This is a genomic window from Mannheimia haemolytica, assembly GCA_900638155.1.
In the GTDB taxonomy this organism is placed as follows: Bacteria; Pseudomonadota; Gammaproteobacteria; order Enterobacterales; family Pasteurellaceae; genus Mannheimia; species Mannheimia glucosida.
The window spans coordinates 1911296-1937111 of the sequence record LR134495.1 but is presented as its reverse complement, the minus strand read 5'-3'; the positions used below and the strand labels follow the sequence as shown (position 1 = coordinate 1937111).

28 protein-coding genes and 1 pseudogene are annotated in these 25816 nt (G+C 40.0%); 20 read left to right on the top strand and 9 right to left on the bottom strand.

Annotated features, from left to right (window positions below):
* Positions 1-84 precede the first annotated feature (84 nt).
* Entirely contained in the window at positions 85-669 is a 585-nt protein-coding gene (locus tag EL242_RS09525; RefSeq protein WP_126302394.1) for a response regulator, read from the top strand.
* 47 nt (positions 670-716) lie between these two features.
* Here EL242_RS09525 and ttcA read toward each other — a convergent pair whose 3' ends face one another.
* Complete coding sequence (gene ttcA / locus EL242_RS09520; RefSeq protein WP_126302393.1) at positions 717-1655, bottom strand: tRNA 2-thiocytidine(32) synthetase TtcA; 939 nt, start codon at positions 1653-1655, stop codon at positions 717-719.
* Positions 1656-1717: 62 nt separating this feature from the next.
* Positions 1718-2431, bottom strand: coding sequence for a bifunctional 2-polyprenyl-6-hydroxyphenol methylase/3-demethylubiquinol 3-O-methyltransferase UbiG (ubiG, locus tag EL242_RS09515; protein ID WP_126302392.1), 714 nt, complete (start codon positions 2429-2431; stop codon positions 1718-1720).
* A gap of 63 nt (positions 2432-2494) precedes the next feature.
* Here ubiG and EL242_RS09510 point away from each other — a divergent pair, with 63 nt between their 5' ends.
* The 11 genes from EL242_RS09510 (at position 2495) to metQ (ending at position 16009) form a co-directional block, all read left to right on the top strand.
* Positions 2495-2875 (top strand): pyrimidine dimer DNA glycosylase/endonuclease V, encoded by a 381-nt coding sequence (locus tag EL242_RS09510; RefSeq protein ID WP_126302391.1) that lies wholly within the window; start codon positions 2495-2497, stop codon positions 2873-2875.
* Positions 2876-2971: 96 nt separating this feature from the next.
* A complete protein-coding gene (gene gyrA / locus EL242_RS09505) occupies positions 2972-5668 on the top strand; it encodes a DNA topoisomerase (ATP-hydrolyzing) subunit A (protein ID WP_126302390.1) in 2697 nt (898 codons plus the stop codon).
* Positions 5669-5762: 94 nt separating this feature from the next.
* Complete coding sequence (locus EL242_RS09500) at positions 5763-7715, top strand: ABC transporter ATP-binding protein (protein ID WP_126302389.1); 1953 nt, start codon at positions 5763-5765, stop codon at positions 7713-7715.
* 29 nt (positions 7716-7744) lie between these two features.
* Positions 7745-8500 (top strand): tRNA cyclic N6-threonylcarbamoyladenosine(37) synthase TcdA, encoded by a 756-nt coding sequence (gene tcdA / locus EL242_RS09495; protein ID WP_126302388.1) that lies wholly within the window; start codon positions 7745-7747, stop codon positions 8498-8500.
* A gap of 46 nt (positions 8501-8546) precedes the next feature.
* Complete coding sequence (gene ppnN, locus EL242_RS09490) at positions 8547-9914, top strand: nucleotide 5'-monophosphate nucleosidase PpnN (protein WP_126302387.1); 1368 nt, start codon at positions 8547-8549, stop codon at positions 9912-9914.
* Between the two features lie 18 nt (positions 9915-9932).
* Positions 9933-11477, top strand: coding sequence for a DUF2813 domain-containing protein (locus EL242_RS09485; RefSeq protein ID WP_126302386.1), 1545 nt, complete (start codon positions 9933-9935; stop codon positions 11475-11477).
* Between the two features lie 222 nt (positions 11478-11699).
* Entirely contained in the window at positions 11700-12734 is a 1035-nt protein-coding gene (gene metN / locus EL242_RS09480; RefSeq protein ID WP_126302385.1) for a methionine ABC transporter ATP-binding protein MetN, read from the top strand.
* Positions 12724-13401, top strand: coding sequence for a methionine ABC transporter permease (locus EL242_RS09475; RefSeq protein WP_021279529.1), 678 nt, complete (start codon positions 12724-12726; stop codon positions 13399-13401). The genes metN and EL242_RS09475 overlap by 11 nt, the downstream gene beginning before the upstream one ends.
* 21 nt (positions 13402-13422) lie before the next feature.
* Entirely contained in the window at positions 13423-14256 is an 834-nt protein-coding gene (locus EL242_RS09470; RefSeq protein ID WP_006249127.1) for a MetQ/NlpA family lipoprotein, read from the top strand.
* An 82-nt stretch (positions 14257-14338) separates the two neighbouring features.
* Positions 14339-15166, top strand: coding sequence for a MetQ/NlpA family ABC transporter substrate-binding protein (locus EL242_RS09465; protein WP_126302384.1), 828 nt, complete (start codon positions 14339-14341; stop codon positions 15164-15166).
* A 51-nt stretch (positions 15167-15217) separates the two neighbouring features.
* On the top strand, positions 15218-16009 hold the full coding sequence (gene metQ, locus EL242_RS09460) for a methionine ABC transporter substrate-binding lipoprotein MetQ (RefSeq protein ID WP_126302383.1): 792 nt from the start codon (positions 15218-15220) through the stop codon (positions 16007-16009).
* 44 nt (positions 16010-16053) lie between these two features.
* Here the strand turns inward: metQ and metK are convergent, their stop codons facing one another.
* Together metK and EL242_RS09450 are read right to left on the bottom strand one after the other, a co-directional pair.
* On the bottom strand, positions 16054-17205 hold the full coding sequence (metK, locus tag EL242_RS09455) for a methionine adenosyltransferase (protein ID WP_126302382.1): 1152 nt from the start codon (positions 17203-17205) through the stop codon (positions 16054-16056).
* Between the two features lie 164 nt (positions 17206-17369).
* The gene (locus EL242_RS09450) at positions 17370-18212 is read right to left on the bottom strand and encodes a patatin family protein (RefSeq protein ID WP_126302381.1); all 843 of its coding nucleotides are present in this window, start codon (positions 18210-18212) and stop codon (positions 17370-17372) included.
* 59 nt (positions 18213-18271) lie between these two features.
* On the opposite strand from EL242_RS09450, the gene EL242_RS09445 reads away from it, so the two are divergent.
* Entirely contained in the window at positions 18272-18589 is a 318-nt protein-coding gene (locus tag EL242_RS09445) for a TfoX/Sxy family protein (protein ID WP_126302380.1), read from the top strand.
* A gap of 103 nt (positions 18590-18692) precedes the next feature.
* Positions 18693-19076 (top strand): annotated as a pseudogene (locus EL242_RS09440) (hypothetical protein).
* Positions 19077-19079: 3 nt separating this feature from the next.
* Here the strand turns inward: EL242_RS09440 and EL242_RS09435 are convergent.
* Together EL242_RS09435 and EL242_RS09430 are read right to left on the bottom strand one after the other, a co-directional pair.
* Positions 19080-19514, bottom strand: coding sequence for a DNA repair protein (locus EL242_RS09435; protein WP_126302379.1), 435 nt, complete (start codon positions 19512-19514; stop codon positions 19080-19082).
* The gene (locus EL242_RS09430) at positions 19514-20548 is read right to left on the bottom strand and encodes an IS1595 family transposase (RefSeq protein WP_126302747.1); all 1035 of its coding nucleotides are present in this window, start codon (positions 20546-20548) and stop codon (positions 19514-19516) included. The genes EL242_RS09435 and EL242_RS09430 overlap by 1 nt, the downstream gene beginning before the upstream one ends.
* A gap of 105 nt (positions 20549-20653) precedes the next feature.
* Between EL242_RS09430 and EL242_RS09425 the strand changes: the two genes are divergently transcribed.
* Complete coding sequence (locus tag EL242_RS09425) at positions 20654-21001, top strand: helix-turn-helix domain-containing protein (protein ID WP_021117061.1); 348 nt, start codon at positions 20654-20656, stop codon at positions 20999-21001.
* The gene (locus EL242_RS09420) at positions 20991-21668 is read left to right on the top strand and encodes a DNA-methyltransferase (RefSeq protein WP_021117062.1); all 678 of its coding nucleotides are present in this window, start codon (positions 20991-20993) and stop codon (positions 21666-21668) included. Before EL242_RS09425 ends, EL242_RS09420 begins: the two co-directional genes overlap by 11 nt.
* A gap of 40 nt (positions 21669-21708) precedes the next feature.
* Here the strand turns inward: EL242_RS09420 and EL242_RS09415 are convergent, their stop codons facing one another.
* The 3 genes from EL242_RS09415 to EL242_RS09405 form a co-directional block, all read right to left on the bottom strand.
* Positions 21709-22971: a DUF6575 domain-containing protein gene (locus tag EL242_RS09415; protein ID WP_021117063.1), complete on the bottom strand. Its 1263-nt coding sequence runs from the start codon at positions 22969-22971 to the stop codon at positions 21709-21711.
* The gene (locus EL242_RS09410; RefSeq protein ID WP_197720729.1) at positions 22968-23354 is read right to left on the bottom strand and encodes a hypothetical protein; all 387 of its coding nucleotides are present in this window, start codon (positions 23352-23354) and stop codon (positions 22968-22970) included. Before EL242_RS09410 ends, EL242_RS09415 begins: the two co-directional genes overlap by 4 nt.
* 75 nt (positions 23355-23429) lie before the next feature.
* Entirely contained in the window at positions 23430-23831 is a 402-nt protein-coding gene (locus EL242_RS09405; RefSeq protein WP_126302378.1) for a helix-turn-helix domain-containing protein, read from the bottom strand.
* 215 nt (positions 23832-24046) lie between these two features.
* Here EL242_RS09405 and EL242_RS09400 point away from each other — a divergent pair, with 215 nt between their 5' ends.
* From EL242_RS09400 to EL242_RS09385, 4 genes are read left to right on the top strand one after another with little or no spacing between them, the layout of a single operon-like run.
* Positions 24047-24508, top strand: coding sequence for a hypothetical protein (locus EL242_RS09400; protein ID WP_126302377.1), 462 nt, complete (start codon positions 24047-24049; stop codon positions 24506-24508).
* 15 nt (positions 24509-24523) lie between these two features.
* Positions 24524-25051, top strand: coding sequence for a hypothetical protein (locus EL242_RS09395; RefSeq protein WP_126302376.1), 528 nt, complete (start codon positions 24524-24526; stop codon positions 25049-25051).
* A gap of 58 nt (positions 25052-25109) precedes the next feature.
* On the top strand, positions 25110-25307 hold the full coding sequence (locus tag EL242_RS09390; protein ID WP_126302375.1) for a hypothetical protein: 198 nt from the start codon (positions 25110-25112) through the stop codon (positions 25305-25307).
* Positions 25307-25807 carry a hypothetical protein gene (locus EL242_RS09385; RefSeq protein ID WP_232019669.1) on the top strand — a complete coding sequence of 167 codons (501 nt, stop codon included), beginning with the start codon at positions 25307-25309 and terminating at the stop codon, positions 25805-25807. Before EL242_RS09390 ends, EL242_RS09385 begins: the two co-directional genes overlap by 1 nt.
* Positions 25808-25816: the final 9 nt, after the last annotated feature.

Genomic DNA, 25816 nt, shown 5'->3' with positions numbered 1-25816 from the left:
TGTAGGGGCAGGTCCTGTGCCTGCCCGTAAATCCTATCAAATTCAGGGCGGGCACAGGACCCGCCCCTACGGAAAAAAGAAAAAATGATTATTCACATTCTTGATGACGAAGAAAGCATTTTAGACGCCATGTCTTTCCTGCTTGCCCCGCTCGGGATGGAAATCCAAACGTGGCAATCCAGCCTAGATTTTTTGGCGCAGGCGGATTTACACCGGCAAGGCGTACTGTTACTAGATATTCGAATGCCGCTGCCAGACGGGCAACAGGTTCATCAACAACTGCGAGAGGCACAATCGACCCTGGCGGTGGTGATTATGACCGCCCACGGTGATGTGCCGATGGCAGTCGCTGAATTGAAAAAAGGCGCAGTGGATTTTCTGCAAAAGCCGGCAAGTTTTGAACAGCTAAAACAGGCGATTGCACAGGCGGAAAAAGTAAGTGAAAAAGCGGTGAAAATTCGTGAAATTTCGCAAAATTACGCCAAATTGACGGAAAAAGAGCGTAACCTTGTGCCACTGATTATGCAAGGTTTCACCAATAAACAGATCGCAGATAAATTAGCGATTTCAGTGCGTACGGTGGAAGTACATCGAGCCAATGTGATGGAAAAAATGCAAGCGGAGAGTTTGGCGGGGCTGGTGCAGATGATCGGGGAGTTACAATATTAAAGGTAGCGGAAATTGCTCTGCTACCTTTAGTTTCGACTTTTGCCGTATTAATTTACTTCTTTAAACTGAATCATTCCCGCTTCGGCAAAATTGTTATCGTCATCTTCGTCTAAGAAAGTTTTGGTTTCAATTTTGACATCATCAAAAGCGGTGTCGCCTTCAATGCCATCAATGGTTTGACCGTGTTTAATCCCTTTAAAATCAAACAATTTCGGATCGCATAAGTGGGACGGCACGATATCTTGCAAAGCACTGAACATCGTTTCTAAACGCCCCGGGTATTGGCGATCCCAAGTATTCAGCATTTCTTTCACCACTTGGCGTTGTAAATTAGGCTGAGAACCACACAGATTACACGGAATAATCGGGAACTGCTTGGCTTCGGCATATTTGATAATGTCTTTTTCTTTACAATAGGCGAGTGGGCGAATCACAATTTGTTTGCCGTCATCAGAAATCAGTTTTGGTGGCATACTTTTCATTTTGCCGCCGTAGAACATATTTAAGAATAAAGTCGCCAGCATATCGTCACGATGATGCCCTAATGCAATTTTGGTTGCACCCAATTCGGTGGCGGTGCGGTATAAAATCCCACGGCGAAGGCGTGAGCAAAGTGAACAGGTGGTTTTGCCCTCCGGAATTTTCTCTTTTACGATGCCGTAGGTGTTTTCTTCCACAATTTTGTATTCCACACCAATGCTGTCTAAATAGCGAGGCAATACCTCTTCCGGAAAGCCCGGTTGTTTTTGGTCTAAATTGACCGCCACCACACTAAAATTCACCGGTGCACTTTGCTGTAAATTGAGCAAAATATCTAACAGCGTATAGCTGTCTTTACCGCCGGAAAGGCACACCATTACACGGTCGCCCTCTTCAATCATACCAAAATCGGCAATAGCATTGCCGACATTGCGGCGTAAACGTTTTTGTAACTTGTTGAAATTATAAGTGATTTTTTTATCAGATTTTTGAGTATCGTCTGTCATAATAGTTGTACTAGGCTTAGAAATTAGCGGTGTATAGTAAAGATTTCGTTCTATTTTGCAAGTTAATTATTTGGCTTCAGCGTAGCGATATAGTTACAACTCACATCATTATTCAGCCAAAATTTTTCGGTTAATGGGTTGAAATGGTAGCCTTTCATCTCTTGGCAACGTAAATCAGCCTGATCGCACCAAGCTAACAATTCGGCAGGCTTGATGAATTTTTCAAATTCGTGCGTACCTTTTGGCAACATTTTCAGCACATATTCCGCCCCGATAATTACCAACATATAGGCTTTAAAAGTACGGTTAATGGTAGAGAAAAACAGCACGCCGTCAGGTTTGAGCAAGGCTTTACAGCTTTGAACGATAGAAAGCGGATCGGGAACGTGTTCCAGCATTTCCATACAGGTTATCACATCAAATTTTTCGTGCTGACAAGCGGTCATTTTTGCTAAAAAATTTTCAATCGTGGTTTGCTGATAATCAATGTTTAAGCCGTTTTCTTTGGCGTGTTGTTTAGCGATCTCAAGTGGCTCGGAGGTCATATCAATGCCGGTAACAATCGCCCCTTGTTTCGCCATCGCTTCGCTTAAAATACCGCCGCCACAGCCGACATCTAACACCTTTTTGCCAAATAAACCGTTCGATTTTTCTAAAATATAGGCTAAACGCAGCGGATTAAGCAGATGAATCGGCTTGAAACTGCCGTTTGGATCCCACCAGGTTTTAGCCATATTTTCAAATTTTTTGATTTCTTGTTGATCGACATTTTGCATAAGAGTTTCCTATGGTAAATTTAGCCGTTACTATACCGTATTTAATCTAAAAGGAAAATCAGAATGACCCGAATTAACCTTGTTCCGCCAACGGAATTATGCGATCAACACCTGCTTGCTGAACACCGTGAACTTACTCGGATTCCGAATGCGGTGGCGAAAGGCAAATTTAGTTTAAAAGGACAGCCGGAAGATTACAAACTGGGCGAAGGGCACGTTCGGTTTTTCTTCAATAAACTCACGTTTTTGAAAAAGCGTTACGATGCGTTACACGAGGAATGTTTAGCAAGAGGGTTTAAGGTGCAATATTTCTGGGCGGAATATTTACCGCAAGAGCCCGCTCTCTGGCTGGATTACCAACCGACTGAAACCGCTCTGGCGGCGAATCGGGAGCGAATTGCATTAAGAATGCCGGCAAATCCACGTTTTAGCGAAAGAAAATGACCGCTTGTACGCCTTTTTGTTGCTTTTTATGCTATAATCTCGCCAATTTTTTCGCCTTATTTAAGGCTCTTTTACTAATAAAATTAGGAAATTTCAATGAGCGAATTAGCCAAAGATATTATTCCCGTAAGTATTGAGGACGAATTAAAAACCTCTTACCTTGACTATGCGATGTCGGTGATTGTTGGGCGTGCCTTGCCTGATGTACGAGACGGTTTAAAGCCGGTACACCGCCGAGTGCTTTTTTCAATGGATCAAAACAGCAACACCTATAATAAGCCGCACGTTAAATCTGCCCGTGTGGTCGGTGATGTGATCGGTAAATATCACCCACACGGTGACTCTGCGGTGTATGACACCATTGTGCGTATGGCTCAGCCGTTCTCACTACGTTATATGTTAGTGGACGGGCAAGGTAACTTCGGTTCTATTGATGGCGATGCACCGGCAGCAATGCGTTATACCGAAGTGCGTATGCAGAAAATTACGCAGGAATTATTAACCGATCTCGATAAAGAAACCGTGGATTTCTCACCGAACTATGACGGCAAAGAGATGATTCCTGATGTATTGCCAACCAAAATTCCGGCTCTGTTAGTCAATGGTTCTTCAGGGATTGCGGTCGGTATGGCAACCAATATTCCACCGCATAATTTAGGCGAAGTATTAGATGGTTGTTTGGCCTACATTGAAAATGAAGAGATTAGTGTTGAAGAGCTAATGCGTTATATTCCGGGGCCGGATTTCCCGACCGGGGCGATTATCAACGGTCGTAAAGGGATTGAAGAGGCTTACCGCACCGGTCGTGGCAAGGTGTATGTGCGAGCGAAAGCCAGTGTGGAAACCACCGAAAAAGGGCGTGAGCAAATTGTCGTAACCGAATTGCCATACCAAGTGAATAAGGCAAAATTAATTGAAAAAATTGCCGAGCTGGTTAAAGAGAAGAAAATTGAAGGCATTAGTAAAATTGATGACTATTCCGATAAAAAAGGGATTTCGATTGTCATTGAAGTCAAGCGTGATGCAGTGGGTGAAGTGGTGTTAAACCACCTTTATTCTTTAACCCAAATGCAGGTCACGTTTGGTATCAATATGGTGGCGTTAGATAACGGTCAGCCAAAAGTGCTGAACTTACGCCAGATCATCGAAGCCTTTGTAAAACACCGTCGTGAAGTGGTTACACGCCGTACGATTTTTGAATTGCGTAAAGCCCGTGAACGTGCCCATATTTTAGAAGGTTTGGCGATTGCGTTAGCGAATATCGACCCGGTAATTGAATTAATTCGAGCCTCAAAAACCGCAGAAGAAGCCCGTGAAGGCTTATTGGCTCGCCCTTGGGCATTAGGCAATGTTGCACCAATGTTAGAGGCGGCTGGTGTTGGGGCTTCTCGACCGGAAGATTTACCTGAGCACTTAGGCGTGCGTGATGGTGAATACTATTTATCAGAGGCACAAGCCAGAGCGATTTTAGAGCTACGCTTACACCGTTTAACCGGTTTAGAACACGAAAAAATCGTTGAAGAATACAAAGAACTTTTAACTGAAATTGGTGAATTAATCCACATTTTAACCAGCCCGGAACGCTTAATGGAAGTGATCCGTGAAGAGTTAGAACGTGTGAAAACTGATTTTAACGATGAACGCCGCACTGAAATTACCGCAGCCTCTGGCGACATCAACATTGAAGACTTAATCGCACAAGAAGATGTGGTGGTTACGCTTTCTCACGCCGGTTATGTGAAATATCAACCGCTATCCGACTACGAGGCACAACGCCGTGGCGGTAAAGGTAAGTCGGCAACCAAGATGAAAGAAGATGATTTCATCGAAAAACTCTTGGTGGCAAACACCCACGACACCATTCTTTGCTTCTCAAGCCGTGGGCGTTTATATCAATTAAAAGTGTATCAATTACCGCAAGCAAGCCGTGGGGCAAGAGGCACGCCGATTGTGAATATTCTGCCGTTAGTGAAAGAAGAAAACGAACGTATTACCGCGATTCTACCGATTCCAAACGGTGAATTTAGTGCCGATAAGTTTATCTTTATGGCAACAGCTAGCGGTGTAGTGAAAAAAGTTTCCCTTGATGCCTTTAGCAACGTGCGTGCAAGCGGTTTGATTGCGTTAAAACTTCGCGAAGGCGATGAACTAATCGGGGTGGATATTACCGATGGTGAGAGCGAAATTATGCTGTTCTCGGCACAAGGTCGTGTGGTTCGCTTTGCTGAAACCGCGGTGCGTGCGATGGGACGTACTGCAACCGGTGTGCGAGGCATTAAACTTGCTACCACCGAAATTTCAAATGATGAGATAGAAGAAGTTGAAATCATTGAAATTGAAAATGAAGAGGCGGAAGATTCCTCGAGCGTAAGCCTTGATAAAGACCGTGTGGTTTCCTTAGTGATTCCTCGTACTGAAGGCGATATTTTAACCGTCACCCAAAACGGCTACGGTAAACGCACGGTGATTAGCGAATATCCGGTGAAATCCCGAGCAACCAAAGGGGTGGTTTCAATTAAAGTGAACGAACGAAACGGCAAAGTGGTTGCGGCAGTTCAAGTAGAGGAAACCGACCAGATTATGTTGATTACCGATGCCGGCACGTTGGTTCGCACCCGAGTGGCAGAAGTCAGCCTCGTTGGACGAAACACCCAAGGCGTTCGCATTATTCGCACCGCAGAAGACGAACAAGTCGTCAGCCTTGAACGAGTCTGCGAGCCTGAAGACGATGAAAATGAAAGCCTAGACGCATTAGAAAATGCCGAAACAGCAGAAACATCAACTGAAGAATAATCTTAACTAAACAAGCGGTCGAATTTTCACAATTTTTTGCAAAAATAGAAGGAAATTCGACCGTTTTTGGATCATACAGTAGATAATAAAAACTATGGCACTTATCAATCTTTCCAACGCCTACTTAGGCTTTGGCGATCATCCTTTATTAGATCATACCGAATTGCACATCGAACCCGGCGAGCGGGTTTGTTTGGTGGGGCGTAACGGGGCGGGTAAATCGACCCTGATGAAAATTCTGGCGGGCGAAGTTCAGCTTGATGACGGCAAGTTGGTATTTGAAAAAGACATTGTCGTCACACGCCTTGAGCAAGATCCGCCCCGCCATATTGAAGAAACGGTGTTCGATTATGTGGCGGAGGGAATTGCCCACCTTGCCGACTTATTGAAGCAATATCACCACATTTCCCTGCAAATGCAGACCGATTACAGCGATGAACTGCTCGCCAAACTTTCAGCGGTGCAGTCGCAATTAGAACACGATAACGGTTGGCAGTTTGAAAACCGTATTCAAGATACTTTGAAACTGTTGGAACTCGACCCCGATAAACGCCTGTGCGAACTCTCGGGCGGTTGGGTACGCCGTGCGGCATTGGCTCGGGCGTTGGTTGCCGATCCCGATGTATTGCTGTTGGACGAACCGACCAACCACCTCGACATTGAGGCGATTGCGTGGCTGGAAAATCTGTTGTTGGATTTCAAAGGCAGCATTATTTTTATCTCGCACGACCGTGCCTTTATCCGCAAAATGGCGACTCGGATTGTGGACTTGGATCGAGGCAAATTGGTTTCCTACCCAAGCAATTACGATAAATACTTGGAAGAAAAAGCCGAGGATCTGCGGGTGGAAGCGTTGCAAAATGAGCTGTTTGACAAAAAACTCGCTCAAGAAGAGGTCTGGATCCGTCAGGGGATTAAGGCAAGACGCACTCGAAACGAAGGGCGAGTGCGGGCGTTGAAAGCGTTGCGTGAAGAGCGTAGAAACCGCCGAGAGGTGCAAGGCACAGCGAAAATTCAGATCGACAACACCGCACGCAGCGGCAAAATTGTGTTTGAAGTGGAAAATGCCGGCTATGAAATTGGCGGCAGAACCCTGCTGAAAAATTTCAGCACCACCATTTTGCGTGGCGATAAAATTGCCCTGATTGGGGCGAATGGGATCGGCAAAACCACGCTGATTAAGCTGTTACTTGGCGAAATTCAGCCGACATCAGGTTCGGTGCGTTGTGGCACCAAATTGGAAGTGGCGTACTTCGACCAATACCGAGCCGATCTTGACCCTGAAAAAACCGTGATGGACAACGTAGCAGACGGCAAGCAAGATGTGGAAGTAAATGGGGTGAAACGCCACGTTCTCGGCTATCTGCAAGACTTCCTGTTCCCACCAAAACGGGCAATGACACCGGTGAAAGCCCTTTCGGGTGGTGAACGCAACCGCTTGTTGTTGGCAAAACTGTTACTCAAACCAAACAACTTGTTGATTTTGGACGAACCGACCAACGATTTAGACGTGGAAACCCTCGAACTGCTGGAAGAGATGCTTACCGACTATCAAGGCACCTTGATTATTGTGAGCCACGACCGTCAATTTGTGGATAACACCGTAACCGAATGCTACTTCTTCGAGGGCGAAGGCGTGGTGAATAAATATGTCGGCGGCTATTTCGATGCTAAACAACAGCAGGAAAATTACTTCGCCGCCACTGCCGACAAGCGGTTAAATTCGAGTAAAAATTTGCAAAAAGTGGAAGAAATTCCCCACCTCCGTCCTGCGGACACCTCCCCCCGCAAGCAGGAGGAGGGAAATCGGAAAACCAAACTTTCCTACAAAGAACAGCGTGAACTGGACGAGTTACCGGCAAAAATGGAACAGCTCGAAGCCGAGATTGAAGCTCTGCAAGCCGAAGTAAATAGTGCCGAGTTCTTCGCCAAAGATCCAAGCTACACCAACGCCCAGCTACAAAAACTTGCTGACACCGAAGCTGCATTAGAACAAGCTTTTGAGCGGTGGGAAGCGTTGGAAAATATTAAAAATGGGAATGTGTAAGCGGTCATTTTTACGGAAAATTTTGCAAAATGGAACGAATTGATAACTACGAACAACGTTTTGGCGGTATTGGTCGTCTTTATACGCCGGAAGGATTGGAGAAACTACGCCGTTCGCATATTTGTGTGATTGGGATTGGAGGGGTTGGCTCGTGGGCGGTAGAGGCATTGGCTCGCTCAGGTATCGGCAAGATCACGATGATTGATATGGACGATATTTGCGTGACCAATATCAACCGCCAAATTCACGCAATGAGCGGCACGGTGGCTCAACTGAAAACCGAAGCGATGAAAGAGCGGATTGAGCGGATTAATCCTGAATGTGCGGTGGAGATTATCGATGATTTCTTAACGCAGGATAATCTCGCAGACTACCTCAATCGGGGCTATGACTATGTGATCGATGCGATTGACAGTGTGCGAGTAAAAGCGGCGATGATTGCGTTTTGTAAACGCAATAAGATCAAAATTATCACCACCGGTGGGGCTGGTGGGCAGACCGATCCGACCAAAATTCAAATTACCGATTTAAGCAAAACGGTGCAAGATCCACTGGCGGCAAGGGTTCGCACCTTGTTGCGTAAAGAGTACGGTTTCAGCAATAAAAGCAAATTCGGCGTGGAGTGCGTCTCTTCGACTCAGCAACTGATTTTCCCGCAAATGGGCGAGGGTTGTGAGGTGTCGGCAACGATGAACTGTGCCAACGGTTTCGGGGCGGTGACTATGGTGACGGCAACCTTCGGCTTTTTTGCGGTAAGTCGGGTGATTGATAAACTATTGAGGTAACAAGCGGTCATATTTAATGAATTTTTTGCAAATCAAGGAGTAAGCAATGGCAATACATCGAGTCAACCCGAAAGGGAGTATGGAGCAGCTTTCCCATTTGGAAATGGAATTGCTGGCAAAGAATACACAGGGGAATTTGTATCAACTTTATCGTAATTGCTCCTTGGCGGTGCTAAATTCCGGCGTGCATACCGATGACAGCCGTGCATTGTTAAGCCAATATCCTGATTTTGAAATCCGATTATTAACCCGTGAAAAGGGTGTTTCACTTGAATTGCATCATCCGCCGGCAACTGCGTTTGTTGACGGCAAGATGATTTTGAATATTCAATATCATCTTTTTGCCGTGCTACGGGATATTGTGTTTGTGAATGCGTTAAAAAATGCGATTCGACCGTTTGAAGAGAGTTCTTTAGAAACCTTAACCACGAATACCGTATTTTCGATTTTGCGTAATGCGAAAGCGATTGAAATGAATACCGATCCGAATTTAGTGGTGTGTTGGGGCGGGCATTCGATCAATGACACCGAATACCAATATTGCCGTGCAGTCGGACAAGAGTTTGGTTTGCGTGAGCTGAATATTGTGACCGGCTGTGGAGCCGGTGTGATGGAAGCCCCGATGAAAGGAGCGGCTATCGGACACGCCAATCAGCGTTATAAGAACGGGCGTTTTATTGGCATTACCGAGCCGTCTATTATTGCTTCCGAGCCACCGAATCCGATTGTAAATGAGCTAATCATTATGCCGGATATTGAAAAACGGTTGGAAGCCTTTGTGCGTTTAGGTCACGCCATTGTGGTTTTCCCCGGCGGACCGGGAACGCTGGAAGAGTTGCTGTATATTATCGGCATTAAATTAAACCCTGCTAACAATGCACAAAAATTACCGCTGATTTTAACCGCTCCGAAAGAATCGGCAGACTATTTCTATGCTATCGATCAATTTATTGGCGAAACCTTAGGCGAAGAAGCACGCAGTTTGTATGAAATTATTATTGATGACCCGGTGTTGGTGGCTCGTAAAGTGAAGCAATCTATGACAGAGGTAAAAAGCAGCCGTTATGAAAGTGGTGATGCTTATAATTTCAACTGGTCGTTAAAAATTGAGGAAGATTTTATTACGCCATTTATTCCAACCCACGAAAATATGGCGAATCTGAATTTAAGTTTAGCACAGCCAAAAGAGCAGTTGGCTGCGAATTTAAGACGGGCATTTTCAGGGATTGTTGCAGGTAATATTAAGCCGGGAACCTCGGATTTAATTGAGAAATATGGCGTGTTTAAATTACACGGCAATCGTAAATTAATGGATCATATGGATAAACTACTGGAACGTTTTGTGGTTCAACACCGTATGAAAATTCCAACCGGAGAGGCGTACCAACCTTGCTATGAAATTGTAAAAAGGTAATGCAACAAGGGGGAAGGTATGTATCTAAAACAGATTGAAATAAGCGGCTTTCGTGGCATTAACCATTTATCGCTCCAACTGCGACCGAATATGGTCTTGATTGGCGAAAATGCGTGGGGTAAATCCAGTCTGATTGATGCATTAAGCCTGATTTTTAACCTTGAACAGGCGTTGTACCAATTTCGGTTTAAAGATTTCCATATTCAATATATCGATACACCTAACCAAGTGCGGGACATCAAATTGGTGTTTACCTTTTGTGAAGAACAGCACGATTTAGTGGTGCAATTTCCCCCTTATTTAGAAAAAGCCGCTTTTTATATGGATAACCACCGCTATGTTTCGCTTGCCGTAACCGGAAAATTACAAGCGGAGCAGATTAGCACCGACTATCAATTTGTCGATCAAGCCCTAAAGCCTATTCACATAGAACAGGCTGAAAACGCCATTCGGCAGTTTATTTATCATCACCCTGTTTATCGCTTGCGTGATGCAAGACTCAATAACAGGGTGCATAATGACTTATTACTTAAAGGATCGTCTCAACTTGAAGATGATTTTCAGCGTGAATTAAATGCCCTCTCTTCGCTGCTTAAATACTATTTTCTAACCAGCCAAAGTCGCTATTTGATCAAAACTAGTATGCAAGATACGACTCTGTGGTGGGAAAAAGTAAAATCCCTCTGTTTACGCCTAAAACAGCAGCCGGAATTGGTCGAATCTGTTCAGCAGCATATTTCTGCTCTATTTTTGTTTAATCCTAAATCTACAGTAATAGAAAAGCCGATTATTTTATTTGAAGATCTGAATGCTCAACTACACCCTCGAATGATTGCGATTTTTTGGGAACTGCTCGGTTTTTTACCCAGCCAACGGATCACCACTACTAATTCTATTGAATTATTATCGCAAGTGCCGCTGCGGGAAATCTGCCGTTTGGTGCGTTATAACGATCACACTCAAGCCTATTGGCTTGAACGCCACAGTTTAGGCAAGGAAGATTTGCGGAAATTAACCTTTCATATTCACCACAATCGGGGCTTGGCTCTATTTGCTAAAGCGTGGATTTTGGTTGAAGGTGAAACTGAAGTATGGTTGTTGATGGAATTGGCTAAGTTACTTGAGATTAATTTAGAGATGGAAGGAATCAAAATTGTGGAATTTGCTCAATGTGGTCTACGTCCATTGATTAAATATGCAAAAGCAATGGGGATTGAGTGGTATGTATTAACCGATGGTGATGATGCAGGAAAGCGCTATGCCGATACGGTAAAAAGTATGGATGTGCATTTTGAGCAAAGGTTGACGACATTACCACAAAAAGATATAGAGCATTTTTTTTATAAAGCTGGCTTGCGAAATGTGTTTGTGCGTTTGGCAAATTGGCGCTCACAAGAGAAATTTCCAGTTTCTTACATTATTAAACGCGCTATTCAAAAAAACTCAAAACCTGATTTAGCCATTGCGTTATCTAATGAGATGCGTAATCGAGGAGAACATTCAATTCCAACTTTATTTAAACAATTATTTGCAGATGTGCTGGCATTGATAAACAAAGTATAGAATACAAGCGGTTAAATTTGACAAAAAATTGCCAATTTTGACCGCTTGTTTGCTTGTGATGAAAACCAATCATACAAAACCCTAATTTATTTCAAGTGCAAGCTATTATTTTATGCGTTATGCTTATTTGGAATAAAAAAATCGGGTTAGTTGATTGACATAGCATTCTAGACGTCTAAAATAACCAAAAATAATAGTTAATTGAATGTGGATAAATAGAAAATGATTCAGCTGAAAAATATCAGCAAACAATTTGAGGTAAAGGGCAAAAAAATTACCGCTCTGGATAATGTAAACCTAGAAGTACCAAGAGGCACTATTTATGGTGTCATTGGAGCATCAGGGGCAGGAAAAAGTACCTTAATTCGCTGTGTAAATTTATTAGAACGCCCGACAATGGGGCAAGTGATTGTTGATGGGCAAGATTTAACGGCAATGTCGGATAAAGAGTTGATTCATGCTCGCCGTAATATTGCAATGATTTTCCAACATTTTAATTTGCTTTCATCACAAACTGTGTTTGAAAACGTGGCGTTATCGTTGCGTTTAAGTAATACGCCAAAAGAGCAAGTTGAGAAGAAAGTTAATGAACTGTTGGATTTAGTGGGCTTAACAGATCGTAAAGACGTTTACCCGGCAAATCTTTCAGGGGGACAAAAACAGCGTGTGGCGATTGCTCGTGCGTTAGCCAGCGATCCGCACGTTTTATTGTGTGATGAAGCGACCAGTGCGTTAGATCCGGCGACTACACAATCCATTTTGCAGTTATTAAAAGATATTAATAAACGTCTTGGTTTGACGATTTTATTAATCACTCACGAAATGGAAGTGGTAAAACGCATTTGTGACCGAGTGGCTGTGATTGATAAGGGGCAGTTGATTGAATCTGGCTCGGTAAGTGAAATTTTCTCTAATCCGAAAACCGAGTTGGCTCAGAAATTTATTCAATCGACTTTCCATTTTGAATTGCCGCAAGAATATACCGAGCAGCTTTTAAGTTCGCCGACTGAGCATAGTAAGCCGATTATAAAGTTTGAGTTTACCGGACGTTCGGTTGATGCTCCTTTGCTTTCAATGGCATCGAAAAAATTCGGCATTGATTTTAGTATTTTGATGTCACAAATCGATTATGCTGGTGGGGTAAAATTTGGGTTTGTGATCGCAGAAGTAAGTGGTAATCCGGATTCTATTGCAGAAGCAAAATTTTATTTAATTGATAACAATGTAAAAGTAGAGGTGTTAGGCTATGTGGGCTGATTTTTTACGTGAGATGACGCCACAGATGTGGGGCTTAGTATGGGAATCTACTTTTGAAACCGTTTATATGGGCTTTGTGGCAACGGCATTGGCGGTAGTCATCGGTTTACCGATTGGTTTCTTGGCTTTTTTAACCGGTAAAGGTGAAATTTTAGAAAATCCGAGATTACATCAAGTGTTAGATGTCGTTATTAACATCGGGCGTTCGATTCCGTTCATTATTTTATTGATTATTTTGTTGCCGTTTACACGTTTAATTGTAGGCACAACATTAGGCACAACGGCGGCTATTGTTCCTTTAAGCGTGTCTGCCATTCCGTTTTTTGCCCGTTTAACTTCTAATGCGTTGCTTGAAATTCCGTCCGGTTTAACAGAAGCGGCAAAATCAATGGGAGCAACAAATTGGCAGGTAGTAACGAAATTTTATTTACCGGAGTCATTACCGATTTTGATTAATGGCATTACGCTAACGCTGGTTGCTTTAATTGGCTACTCAGCAATGGCGGGGGCTGTTGGTGGCGGCGGTTTAGGCAATTTAGCCATCAGCTATGGAGAACACCGTAATATGGTGTATGTGAAATGGATTGCTACCATTATTATTGTTGCAATTGTGATGATCAGCCAAAAATTGGGTGATTATTTAGCAAAACGTTACGATCATCGTTAATTTTATTTAAAAGAGGTTTCTATGAGTTTCAAGAAAATTTTAGGTGTTGCATTGGTTTCTGCATTAGCATTAACTGCTTGTAAAGAAGAGAAAAAGGCAGAATCTACCGCTGCTCCGGCAGCTCAAGCTCCGGCTAAAATCAAAGTAGGGGTAATGTCAGGCCCTGAGCATACCGTTGCAGAACGTGCAGCACAGATTGCAAAAGAAAAATATGGTTTAGAAGTTGAGTTCGTTTTATTTAACGACTACGCTTTACCGAATACTGCAGTAAGTAAAGGTGATTTAGATGCAAACGCATTCCAACACAAACCATATTTAGATAAAGACAGCCAATCAAAAGGTTTAAACAACTTAGTGATTGTGGGTAACACCTTTGTTTATCCGTTAGCGGGCTACTCTAAAAAAGTGAAAAATGTGTCTGAGTTAGCAGAAGGTGCGGTAATTGCAGTACCAAATGATCCTTCAAACTTAGCTCGTGCTTTGATTTTATTAGAAAAACAGGGGTTAATTAAATTAAAAGATAATACCAATTTATTCTCAACTTCAGTGGATATTATCGAAAATCCGAAAAACTTAAAAATTAAAGAAGTGGATACTTCAATTGCCGCAAAAGCGTTAGATGACGTAGATTTAGCGGTGGTAAATAACACTTATGCCGGGCAGGTAGGCTTAAATACCCAAGATCACGGTGTATTTGTTGAGTCTAAAGATTCACCGTATGTGAATATTATTGTGGCTCGCCAAGACAATAAAGATGCAGCTAATGTACAAAACTTTATTAAATCTTACCAAACCGAAGAAGTGTACCAAGAAGCACAAAAACACTTTAAAGATGGTGTAGTAAAAGGTTGGTAATTTAGCTGATTTTTACTTAAATGGCGATTAAGCGCTAGGTTAATCGCCATTTTCATCTTTAAAATATAGGAAGGAGCAAACAATGAACTTTAAAAAATTATTAGGCGTGGCGTTAGTCTCTGCATTAGCGCTTACTGCATGTAAAGATGAAAAAGCACAGTCTGTATCACCGGCTAAAGTTGAAAAACAAGTCCCATTAAAAGTGGGTGTGATGACCGGTCCTGAAGCCCAAATGACCGAAGTGGCGGTAAAAATCGCCAAAGAGAAATATGGCTTAGATGTAGAGTTAGTACAGTTTACGGAATACACTCAACCAAATGCCGCACTTCATTCTAAAGATTTAGATGCTAACGCGTTCCAAACGGTGCCTTACTTAGAGCAAGAAGTGAAAGATCGTGGTTATAAATTAGCGATTATCGGCAATACGCTAGTATGGCCAATCGCGGCTTATTCTAAAAAAATTAAAAACATTTCCGAGTTAAAAGACGGAGCGACTGTTGCGATTCCAAACAATGCAAGTAATACTGCTCGTGCGTTATTATTGCTTCAAGCTCACGGTTTATTGAAATTAAAAGATCCGAAAAATGTGTTTGCTACCGAAAACGATATTATCGAAAACCCGAAAAATATCAAAATCGTACAGGCGGATACCTCACTTTTAACCCGTATGTTAGATGATGTAGAACTTGCGGTAATCAACAACACTTACGCAGGTCAAGCTGGGTTAAGTCCGGATAAAGACGGTATTATTGTGGAATCTAAAGATTCACCGTATGTGAATTTAGTGGTAAGCCGTGAAGATAACAAAGATGATCCACGCTTACAAACTTTCGTGAAGTCATTCCAAACCGAAGAAGTATTCCAAGAAGCGTTAAAATTATTTAACGGTGGCGTAGTGAAAGGTTGGTAATCAGTTGGACGGCATATTCTGCCGTCCTTTTCTTAAAAGGAGAAACAGATAATGAAAATAATGAAATTAGCCGGTGCAGTTGCAATTTTTTCGCTTTTTTTGACCGCTTGTAATGATAAAGCCGAGACGCTGAAAGTGGGGGTGATTTCCGGCCCTGAACATAAGGTAATGGAAGTAGCGGCGAAAATTGCAAAGGAAAAATATAACCGTAATGTTGAATTAGTCGTATTTACCGATTATGCTACGCCAAATGCTGCTTTAGATAAGGGCGATCTGGATTTAAATGCTTTTCAGCACAAACCTTATTTAGATAACCAAATTCAGGAAAAAGGCTATAAATTAGTGCCAGTCGGTAATACCTTTGTTTATCCGATTGCAGCTTATTCAAAGAAAATTAAATCGCTGGCAGAATTGAAAGATGGCGATACTATTGCTGTTCCCAATGATCCGACTAACTTAGCACGAGCCTTAATTTTATTGGAAAAACAAGGTTTAATTAAGCTGCGAGCAGATGCAGGCTTAAAAGCAACCGGTGTGGATATTATTGAAAACCCTCGTAAATTGGTGATCCAAGAAATTGAAGCTCCATTATTACCTCGAACATTGGATGATGTTGCCTTTTCGATTATTAATACTACCTACGCAGGGCAAAGCGGTTTAACACCAACCAAAGATGGAATATTCGTTGAAGACAAGGATTCGCCTTATGTGAATTTAATTGTTGCCCGTGAAAATAACCAACATTCTGAAGCCGTAAAAGATTTGGTGAAAGCCTACCAAACAGAAGAGGTGTATAACAAAGCGAATGAAGAGTTTAAAGGGGCGATGATAAAAGGCTGGTAATTGAAGATAAATAAGGCATAGATTTCTATGCCTTACTTTTTAGGTTACAGACCTGCTCCGGCTCTTAATGCTTCGGCTTTGTCAGTTTTTTCCCAAGGGAAATGTTCACGACCGAAGTGTCCGTAGGCAGCGGTTTCACGGTAGATTGGTTTGATTAAATCTAACATTTTGATTAAGCCATACGGGCGTAAGTCAAAGTTTTGGTAGATTAATTTCACAAGTATTTCGTTGCTCACTTTACCTGTGCCGAAGGTTTCGACCATAATTGATGTTGGGTCAGCCACCCCGATAGCATAAGAAAGTTGGATCTCACAGCGATCGGCTAAGCCTGCGGCAACGATATTTTTTGCGACATAACGAGCAGCATAAGCGGCAGAGCGATCCACTTTTGACGGGTCTTTACCAGAGAATGCACCACCACCGTGGCGAGCCGCACCACCGTAGGTATCTACAATGATTTTACGCCCGGTTAAACCACAGTCACCCATTGGGCCGCCAATCACAAAACGACCGGTTGGGTTGATGAAGTATTTGGTATTTTGGCTGAGCCATTCGCTTGGTAGTACCGGTTTGATGATCTCTTCCATCACCCCTTCAATTAACTCTTTTTGCGAAATATGCTCTGCGTGTTGTGTGGAAAGCACCACGGCATCAATGCCGATGATTTTATTGTTCTCATAAGCAAAGGTTAATTGGCTTTTCGCATCAGGGCGTAACCAGTCGAGCTTGCCCGATTTACGCACTTTCGCTTGTTGTTCCATTAAGCGGTGTGCGTAAGTAATTGATGCAGGCATTAACACCTCAGTTTCATTGGTGGCGTAGCCAAACATAATGCCTTGGTCGCCTGCACCTTGTTCTAACGGATCGGCACGGTCAACACCTTGATTGATGTCTGGAGATTGTTTACCAATCGCATTTAATACCGCACAAGAGTGAGCATCAAAGCCCATATCAGAGTGAGTATAGCCGATGTCACAAATCACTTGGCGGGTTAAGTTTTCAATATCCACCCAAGCAGAGGTAGTAATTTCTCCCCCTACTAATGCCATACCGGTTTTCACGTAAGTTTCACAGGCAACGCGTGCTTTAGGGTCTTGTTTTAAAATTTCATCTAATACTGCATCTGAAATTTGGTCTGCGATTTTATCCGGATGCCCTTCTGAAACCGATTCAGAAGTGAATAAATTAATTGCCATTTGTATTCCTCTCTATCTTAAATATTAGATTTAAATAATAACAAGCGGTCATTTTTTGCAAATATTTTACAAATATGCACCGCTTGTATGAATTCTGTTTGGAAGTGTTTCCGTCTAGACGTCTATAATATATTTTTTGAACGTTTTAGGCAAATAGAATTTGCTTATTTGGCTAAATATGCTCTCAAGCCAGCCAACGCATTTCGGGCATCTTCTACCCCTAAATCGTACATTCCTTGGATTTTGTCTACATCTTTTTCCAAACGGCTGATTTTGACTGTTCTGCTTGGACGAATCACAAAAATCTGTTGTTTTTCATTGAGTTGAATAATCTGCTCAACAGCTTGATTATATTCCGCATAGCGGTTTTCCCAGCGTTGCACTAATTTCGGATATTTTTTATAAAAACGTTTAAACAGCCACATCGAGCTTGGTTTCTTACGGTATTCAAGTGGGCGAGTAAGCACCACGATAATTTTGTCATATCCCATTTCAATAAATTTCTGCACCGGAATACTGTCTGACACCCCACCGTCTAAATATTTTTTACCCTCAATTTCCACTATTTTGGATACAATCGGCATTGATGACGTGGCTCGAAAGGCTTCCATTTGCTCGAACACATTGTCAATTTTGATATATTCGGGTTTGCCTGTTTCGACATTCGTCACGGTGACCCAAAAGTCCATACCGGAAGCCTCAAATGCCTGTTGGTCAAACGGATCGAGCCTAGAAGGAAGTTCATAGTAGGCAAAATCTCGATTAACGATATTGCCGGTGGTGAGCAAACTGTGTAACCCCATATAACGCTTATCTTTAGCGTATTTTTTGTTATATCGCAACGCTCTGCCTTTTTGTTTTGAAGGCAGGTTCACGCCAAATAACGCCCCGGCGGAAACGCCGATTGCCCCGTCTATATGAATATTTTCATCTAAAAACACATCTAACACACCGGCGGTAAAAATACCACGTAAACCACCGCCTTCCAGCACTAATCCAACTTTCATATCATTCTCCCTGTAATTTGTGTATTATAACCCGAATTATCTTGCGAGGAGAAATCACAATGGCTGATACAGAATTTATGGATTTCCTGTTAGATCAACTAAGCCCGATTTCCGGTTTGCGTTCGAAAAAAATGTTTGGTGAATATTGCTTGTTTTTTGATAATAAAATTGTCGCTATTATCAGCAAAGATTATCGCATTTTTGTCAAAGCTAATCCGCAAACCTTGCCGTTATTCTTAGCTGAAAATGCCGAACAATTTCACTATTTTGCTAAAGGAAAAGTGCAAAAAATGCACTACTGGAGCATTCCGGAATTAGCGATTGAAGAAGCCGATGAACTGGTCAAATGGATTCGGCTAGGCTTACAAGCGGTGTAATTTAGCGAAAATTTCGGTATTATGTAGCAGTTGCACAAAGATTTAACCGCTTGAAAACATTAACATCCCTATTGAAATTTTCACTCAATAGGGATTTTTTATTATGACACAAAAGTTACTCAAACACGAGTTAGTCGAACGGTTGCTTCAACTGAAAGAAAAACAAGATTTATTAACGGTGCAAATGCAACTTTTAACGCAAGAGATTAGCGAGTTGGCAGTTCCATTTATGCCAAAAACACCGAAAAGTCAGTCTGTGATTACTACTCGTTTAATCGCACAAGTATTAAAGGAAAATCAGGGGACGTGGTTGGTATGTGGAGATATAGCAGAACAGGCATTACGATTAGTGGGGTAGCTACAATTTGTCGATGTTGGCGATAACCATTATAAAGCAGTCAAAAGAATGTTGTTGCGGTTGGAGAAAAAAGGATTAATTGAGCGTGCAGGGTTTCATTGGCGGTTAAAAACCTTGAAAACTAATTAACAGTTACGCTTTCAATCTCCACCGTACATTATTTGCTTTTAATGCTAATCGTTCGACGACACCTTTATTAAGCCAGTGTTTCAATGCACCACGAACAGAAACAGTATGCTGCGGTTGAATGATTGGTTCTTGTCCATCTCGAATAAGAATGAGCTTAATCAATTCATTAACGGTAAAATCATGGTTTGGTTGAGCCTTCATCTCTGCCAGTACCATTTGGCGTAACTTGCCTTTGAAATGGCGTTTATGAGTTTGATAAGTATAAAGCTCCGTATTGTATTCATCAGTTAGCGCTTCTTCTTGCATAATCTCAATAGCAGCTTGTAGCTTATTGAGTTTATCTTCCACTAACGTAAGGTGTTCTAGCACTTGTTTTCGCTCACGCTGCAAGCGGTCAATTTTTGCTTGAATTTGACTTAAATAGATTTTCTTTGCCATTACATTACCAGCCTTTCTACTTGTCTATGATTGCCTTGCCAATAGCCTTTCCAAGCATTATCTGATGACGTACTGAGGCATTTACTGGTGATATCATTGAAAATGGTTAAATTATCTAGTTTACGAGTATCTTCACGATAGGCAACTTCATTGGCATAATTATCAAGATAAACGTTACTCATTTTGTGAACTTGTCCATAGTACATACGTTTGAAACGTGCAAAGTAACTTTCCGCAAGGTTATTAGTAACGCCTTCATCACTACGATATTCACGTTGATGGTTTACTCGTTGTAGGTCGTAATTCACCATCAATTCATCGTAGGCTGCGTTTTCGTCCGCATAAATACGGCTGTTTGGCTCAATGTACGCTTGAGCTAACTTCTTCACCGCTTCTGTGTTCTCTGAGAGAATAGGGAAAGTGATGGTTTTCTTTGCACCCACTAATTGCGGATTAGAAGATGTTTCCTGTTCTGAATAACGCTCACGCATCACTAATACCGCACGCTTGTTTGGATTGGTATTTTCTTTTAATCGTCTATCCACACGTTCCGCCTTTTTATTCTTTGGGCGAGGGGCGGAATGAACATACGTTCCATCAATATGTACCTCGCCTACTAGGGGGAATAGCTCTCGTTGTACAATCAGGCTTTCACGAATCTTATGAGCCAGCGTAAATGCTGTCTTGTACTGTACATTCAAATCACGAGAGAGCTGGCAAGCGGAAATCCCTTTTACCGCATTTACAAATAAGGCGATAGCAAATAGATAGGTTTGAAGCGGCAGCTTATGATTCGCAAAAATCGTCCCTGAGGTAATACTAAAGGTATGCTTACAATGTTTGCATCGCCACTGCTTGCGAGTAGAGATAAAGTAGGCTTGATGTCGTACACCGCATTTAGGGCATACGACATGCTTTTCACTTCCCCAACGAATATCGCATAGCATTGAAAACGCTTCCGCATCAGATAGACAAGCTATCTTGATAGGCGAAAGCGTTCGAGCTTTGCTGGTTAAAAGGAAGTGCTGGGTCATAACAGATTTACAGTTTGCTTGAAAAATAGTTATAATGCCATATTGGGCATTTTTATATTTTGATGATGCCATAAATTGCATTTTTTGTCAATAAGGAGTGCCAAAATGAGCATTAGAGAACGATTACGGATTGTGATTGAGATACAAGGCATTTCAATTAAAGCATTTGCAGAACTAGTAGATATACCTTTAAGAACTCTACATAACTATCTTAGTGGTGAGCGTGAACCAAGTTCAGAATTTCTATCAAAAATTGCTGATAAATTTAACATCAATTTAAATTGGTTATTATTAAGTAAAGGTAAAATGTATTTAGAAGAAAATAAAATTGATTTGGATGAAGATGAATCGGAATTACTTGATCACTATCGTTCTGTAAATGAATTAGGAAAACGTATTTTGAAGAAAACTTCAAAAATTATTTTGAGCGAATTAAGTAACAATGAAATATAACAATGAAATTAATAACCAAGATGCTATAGATTGGTTAAAAACTCTGGATGCATCGTCTATCGATCTAGTTATTACAGATCCACCTTATGAATCACTAGAAAAACATAGAAAAGTAGGGACAACTACTCGTTTAAAGCAAAGTAAATCCTCAAGTAACCAATGGTTTGAGATTTTCCCCAATCAACGGTTCGAAGAATTATTTACTGAAATATATCGAGTTTTGAAAAAGAATAGCCATTTTTATCTATTTTGTGATCAGGAAACTATGTTTATAATAAAACCTATAGCTGAAAAAGTTGGCTTTAAATTTTGGAAACCTATTATATGGGATAAAGTTGCTATAGGCATGGGTTACCATTATAGAGCTAGATATGAATTTATCTTATTTTTTGAAAAAGGAAAAAGAAAGTTAAACAATTTATCTATTCCAGATATTCTAGTTGAAAAAAGAATAGTTAAAGGATATCCGACTGAAAAGCCTGTTAATTTAGCAAAGATTCTCATTGAACAAAGTACAATAGAAAATGATATAGTCATAGATCCATTTTGTGGTTCTGGGTTTGTTGGTATTGCAGCAACGTATTTAAATAGAAAATTCAAGGGAAATGATATTTCTTTAGAAGCAGTAAAATTAGCTATAGACAGAATAAACAATTTACAAGCTTAGTAAATAGCATAGTAAAAATATATTTACTATGCTATTTATTTTATTGAATAGTTTTAAACTTAGTAACCCAGATTTTTAAAGTTGATGCTCTTCTTCTAGAAGTGGTATTACTTAATCCACTTGCATTATCTAATAAAAACTGCTCAGCGGAATCGGGATCTATGTCTAAGATAGTCGCAACTTGCTGATTCTTCATCCATAAGTAACCACATTCTGAATTTTCGAACTGTCTTTTTAATATCTTTAAGTATTCATTCTGATCTGTTATCTCTGTTATTCTATTACCTATTGGAGTTAAATAATTATATTTTTCATTAATTAACCCTAATAAGTAACAAGCATCACGATAATAATTAATTTGTCTTTCAGAAACGCCTAGTCTATCTTCAGTTACAACATTATCCGATTTCAGTATGTCTAAATATTTTTTAATTCTATCAAGATCATTAGCTTGTGGAACCATTGTACTATCAAGATAACTATCTAATTTTGAATCAACTAAATTTAATAGATTCCCTGCAAGTTCAGAGTTTATATCTAATAATTTTTTTGTAGTATTTTCATCAATAAATTGAATTACTCCATTATAAGATTTAATCAGGTGTAATAATTTCCAAGTTGACTTTATATCAAGAGATTTATTATCTAGAATTTCCTCAAATCTATTAATATCATTAAAATCTAATAAATCAGAATAGGAATTATCTCTGTCTTCTTGTCTTGCGTTTCCTTCATATTTTGTTTTTACTCTAAAAACAAAAGAACCGTGAATTGCATCTTGTGGGAAAAGATTAACTCTTACATTATTCTTAGAAAAAATAGACTTAATAACATTGCTAAAAAGCATTGTTATTTCATTAAGTTTATTGCTTGTAAGGTTTCTAGCATCAATTCTTATCTTATGAGTATAAGGGCGAGTATCATCCCAGTTAATATTTTCAGTAATATAAACATTATCACTAGGCATTAAATAAGGATAATTTCTAGTTGAAATCCAACTTTCTTCTTTTATTCCTGTTTCCAAATTTAATTTAATTAATTTAATATGTTCACACCCATCCCCTTTCATCATTGCGATAACTGGTATATCTTTTTGTTCTAAACGATTCTTTTTATCTTCGGATATAGGCATGATTAGCCATAGATCATTTTCTTGTTCATCATCTAAACCCAGACTATAACAAAAGAAAAACTGTCTATATTCATTAAATGCTGTAAAAACAACAGGTTCACCATAAAATGCATATACATTATGGTAAAATAACTTACCGAAGTCTGTTTCTAAAAATAATATTTTTTTCATGCTCTTACAAATCCTTCAGGATAAACCCCCTGATAAAACCACATAGAAATATGCCCACTCATATGATTCTCAATTCCTTTTCCATGCTCAGGTCTAATAGTTCCGACAGCAATAAATTTTCCTCTAAAAGCATTGGGTCTTAAAACTAACATCTCTTTAGCTTTATCAAGAGAATTAAAAAAAGAAGTAGCATAAAATTCAGGTCTTCCTTTGCAATGCGTATAGTTTTTCTGTTTTGAGTCTTTAAAACTTGCTAAAAAATCACTCATATCTGGGGTTTCTTTACTTACCATTCGATAGGCTTCTTTGTTGAACTCTATAGCATCTTGCGGTGGTAACTCCAAATCTTGTGGATAATCACTATCCCAAGTTCTAACTGTCATGTTTTAATTCCTTTAAATATAATTAGTTGTTTTTTAATATGAATAATATTTATTCCTATAAAATAAGTTATTAACTTACTTTTTTAAGGAATGTATTAAATCTTTCAATGCCTTAATTTCATTATCCTTCTGTTCAAAAAGCTTATTCAATAGTTTCTCTTTCTCATTAGCATGGGAAAGAGCCAACTTCAATCGCTCAATCTCGATCAATAGCGAAGATTCTCCTACACCTTGATACACAGAACCTAATGGTGATTCAATCTGAAAGCAGATATTTTTCTCACCTGATTGAATTAACTCAACAATATCAATATCTAAAATCTGTGCGATCTGTTCTAGTTTATCCAAGTATAACTTTGTTTCGCCACGTTCAATCTTGGCATAGCCATTTAATGACATATTCAACTTTTCTGCCATTTGCTCTTGTGACCACGCTTTAGTTTCACGTATCTTCCGAATTTTTTCATTGATATTCATTGTTTACCCACTCATTGATTAGCATACCCACAACTAGTGTAGATTGATGCACATTGTTAGTTACTACATCAATTTTCCCACATACTATACCATAAGTGCATACAAATTTTCCCTATATCAGCAGAAATTTTCCCTAAATTGAAGGTAAATTTCCCTAAATTAGGAATACGTTTCCCTAGTTCTGAATTTTAATGTAATTAAAGGATTTGAGCGTGATGAAAAAGCTATTATTTCCCTTAGTGGCAATGACGATTGCAACAAACGTGCTTGCTGAATCTAATTTGGATCAAGCCAAACTTGATACTCTTACTAAAATTTATCATAAGAGTGGTATCAATAACCCTTACGGTCATTTAGAAAAATACGTTACACCAGATTTCAAAAAGGTTATTGCAAAGGCTAAAAAGCATGATAAATCAGAAGAGGATTTTGATTCACTGTGCTTAGGAGGATATACGATTTATGGCGCAGGACAAGATTGGAATCCTAGCCAACCTAAATTTAAAGTCGCTGCTGATAAAGTACAGATGGCAGCATTCCGAATGAAAAATGATAAAAGCACAAAGGTAACGCTCAAATATTCATTTGAATGCAAGGATAACCAATGTTTAGTTTCCGATTTCATCACGGAAAATGGTTATAGCTTTAAACAATCCATTGCTCAATGTGCAATGTAAATGAGGACGATTTAAATGAAAAAATTACTGACAACGGTCATGCTTGGATTAAGTTTAACCTCTTGTGCTGAAGTTGCGAATGGGCTTAGAGATATTTCACAAGGTGTTTTTCTTAAGAATAGAATTGGAAATAATAACCATGCGACAGGCTCATCTTTCTATGACAGTTTAGTGAATTTATCTCAAGGGAAAAATACTAACTCTCCTATTAAGCTAAACACTTCTAATGAAATGACCTTTAAGACACTTAGCGCTAATGCGTTAATACAATCTAATGAAATCACCCATGATGGCTCAATGGAAATCTTAGAAAAAGAACTAAAAGCTCACAATATAAAACTCAAACAAAATCAAGAATATAAAAAATGTGAATCCTCGACGCACAATAATGGGCTTCTTGTTGTTTCAACCTATGAATTCGTACTCAATGGGAAAAAACTACATATTGTGAATTCAGGGCATTTAGGGACAGGTAATGTTCCTAACCCAATCATTATTACAAGAAAATCACCTTGTAAAATTCTTGACTCTATGAATTTTTAACTCTATCCAAATTAAATTGAAACCGCATAAATTAAATACTTATTAAGTAAGGAATAAAATGAAAGAGTTTATCTATTTCTATCTTATCGTCGGCTGCTATATTGCTCACCGTAGAACAGAACATCTTGATGCAAACTCAGGTGAGTTCCTAAAAACATATATAAAAATAGCATTGATTTATCCTAAAGAATTATTTAGCTCGTGGTCTAATGCAAGAAAAAAAGAACCTGAAAAAACTGAACAGCAAGGAGAATAATGATGGCTTTTCATCGATTTGGAAAATATATTTTCCCTGTTATCGCAACAGCGTTTAGTATTGATGTATTAGTCCCGTCCATTTCTCCTTTACAAACCATTCCAACTTTTCAAAAAAGTATTGAATGTGATGATTATCTTGTAGAGGAAACTGTTCGCCGATTTATCAATGATGGCGTAAGAAGGAAAAATGTTCAGGTTAATTATTTAGCTCAGAACTTACTTGACCGTGCTTCAAATGGTATTGACCGTTCAAATCCTCTTTGGGACGGTCTTATGAGAGGGCTTGAAGGATTAGGTGAGGTCGCAGAAGAAACCACTAGAGGAAGTAACTTCATCGCATTTTCATCTTTTGAATCAAAAGAAATTTCCGATCAAAATGGTATAAAACAATGTAGAGTTATGGCAAATTCTGTTGGTAATAAATTCTCAGGTAATGCCGAATATATTACTCATAACTACATTGTTAGTATTAGAGGAAATCAGGTTAGTATTGATTAAATAAATTAG

Excerpts from the sequence above, each read along its gene's own strand:
- EL242_RS09435 (WP_126302379.1), bottom strand. The coding sequence starts at position 19,514 with ATGGCAAAGAAAATCTATTTAAGTCAAATTCAAGCAAAAATTGACCGC.
- tcdA (WP_126302388.1), top strand. The coding sequence starts at position 7,745 with ATGGAACGAATTGATAACTACGAACAACGTTTTGGCGGTATTGGTCGT.
- EL242_RS09425 (WP_021117061.1), top strand. The coding sequence starts at position 20,654 with ATGAGCATTAGAGAACGATTACGGATTGTGATTGAGATACAAGGCATT.
- EL242_RS09475 (WP_021279529.1), top strand. The coding sequence starts at position 12,724 with ATGTGGGCTGATTTTTTACGTGAGATGACGCCACAGATGTGGGGCTTA.
- EL242_RS09485 (WP_126302386.1), top strand. The coding sequence starts at position 9,933 with ATGTATCTAAAACAGATTGAAATAAGCGGCTTTCGTGGCATTAACCAT.
- EL242_RS09465 (WP_126302384.1), top strand. The coding sequence starts at position 14,339 with ATGAACTTTAAAAAATTATTAGGCGTGGCGTTAGTCTCTGCATTAGCG.
- EL242_RS09410 (WP_197720729.1), bottom strand. The coding sequence starts at position 23,354 with ATGACAGTTAGAACTTGGGATAGTGATTATCCACAAGATTTGGAGTTA.
- EL242_RS09510 (WP_126302391.1), top strand. The coding sequence starts at position 2,495 with ATGACCCGAATTAACCTTGTTCCGCCAACGGAATTATGCGATCAACAC.
- EL242_RS09500 (WP_126302389.1), top strand. The coding sequence starts at position 5,763 with ATGGCACTTATCAATCTTTCCAACGCCTACTTAGGCTTTGGCGATCAT.
- EL242_RS09430 (WP_126302747.1), bottom strand. The coding sequence starts at position 20,548 with ATGACCCAGCACTTCCTTTTAACCAGCAAAGCTCGAACGCTTTCGCCT.
- EL242_RS09390 (WP_126302375.1), top strand. The coding sequence starts at position 25,110 with ATGAAAGAGTTTATCTATTTCTATCTTATCGTCGGCTGCTATATTGCT.
- EL242_RS09405 (WP_126302378.1), bottom strand. The coding sequence starts at position 23,831 with ATGAATATCAATGAAAAAATTCGGAAGATACGTGAAACTAAAGCGTGG.
- metQ (WP_126302383.1), top strand. The coding sequence starts at position 15,218 with ATGAAAATAATGAAATTAGCCGGTGCAGTTGCAATTTTTTCGCTTTTT.
- ttcA (WP_126302393.1), bottom strand. The coding sequence starts at position 1,655 with ATGACAGACGATACTCAAAAATCTGATAAAAAAATCACTTATAATTTC.
- EL242_RS09525 (WP_126302394.1), top strand. The coding sequence starts at position 85 with ATGATTATTCACATTCTTGATGACGAAGAAAGCATTTTAGACGCCATG.
- EL242_RS09400 (WP_126302377.1), top strand. The coding sequence starts at position 24,047 with ATGAAAAAGCTATTATTTCCCTTAGTGGCAATGACGATTGCAACAAAC.
- ubiG (WP_126302392.1), bottom strand. The coding sequence starts at position 2,431 with ATGCAAAATGTCGATCAACAAGAAATCAAAAAATTTGAAAATATGGCT.
- EL242_RS09385 (WP_232019669.1), top strand. The coding sequence starts at position 25,307 with ATGATGGCTTTTCATCGATTTGGAAAATATATTTTCCCTGTTATCGCA.
- ppnN (WP_126302387.1), top strand. The coding sequence starts at position 8,547 with ATGGCAATACATCGAGTCAACCCGAAAGGGAGTATGGAGCAGCTTTCC.
- EL242_RS09415 (WP_021117063.1), bottom strand. The coding sequence starts at position 22,971 with ATGAAAAAAATATTATTTTTAGAAACAGACTTCGGTAAGTTATTTTAC.
- EL242_RS09420 (WP_021117062.1), top strand. The coding sequence starts at position 20,991 with ATGAAATATAACAATGAAATTAATAACCAAGATGCTATAGATTGGTTA.
- EL242_RS09395 (WP_126302376.1), top strand. The coding sequence starts at position 24,524 with ATGAAAAAATTACTGACAACGGTCATGCTTGGATTAAGTTTAACCTCT.
- gyrA (WP_126302390.1), top strand. The coding sequence starts at position 2,972 with ATGAGCGAATTAGCCAAAGATATTATTCCCGTAAGTATTGAGGACGAA.
- EL242_RS09450 (WP_126302381.1), bottom strand. The coding sequence starts at position 18,212 with ATGAAAGTTGGATTAGTGCTGGAAGGCGGTGGTTTACGTGGTATTTTT.
- EL242_RS09470 (WP_006249127.1), top strand. The coding sequence starts at position 13,423 with ATGAGTTTCAAGAAAATTTTAGGTGTTGCATTGGTTTCTGCATTAGCA.
- EL242_RS09445 (WP_126302380.1), top strand. The coding sequence starts at position 18,272 with ATGGCTGATACAGAATTTATGGATTTCCTGTTAGATCAACTAAGCCCG.
- metK (WP_126302382.1), bottom strand. The coding sequence starts at position 17,205 with ATGGCAATTAATTTATTCACTTCTGAATCGGTTTCAGAAGGGCATCCG.
- metN (WP_126302385.1), top strand. The coding sequence starts at position 11,700 with ATGATTCAGCTGAAAAATATCAGCAAACAATTTGAGGTAAAGGGCAAA.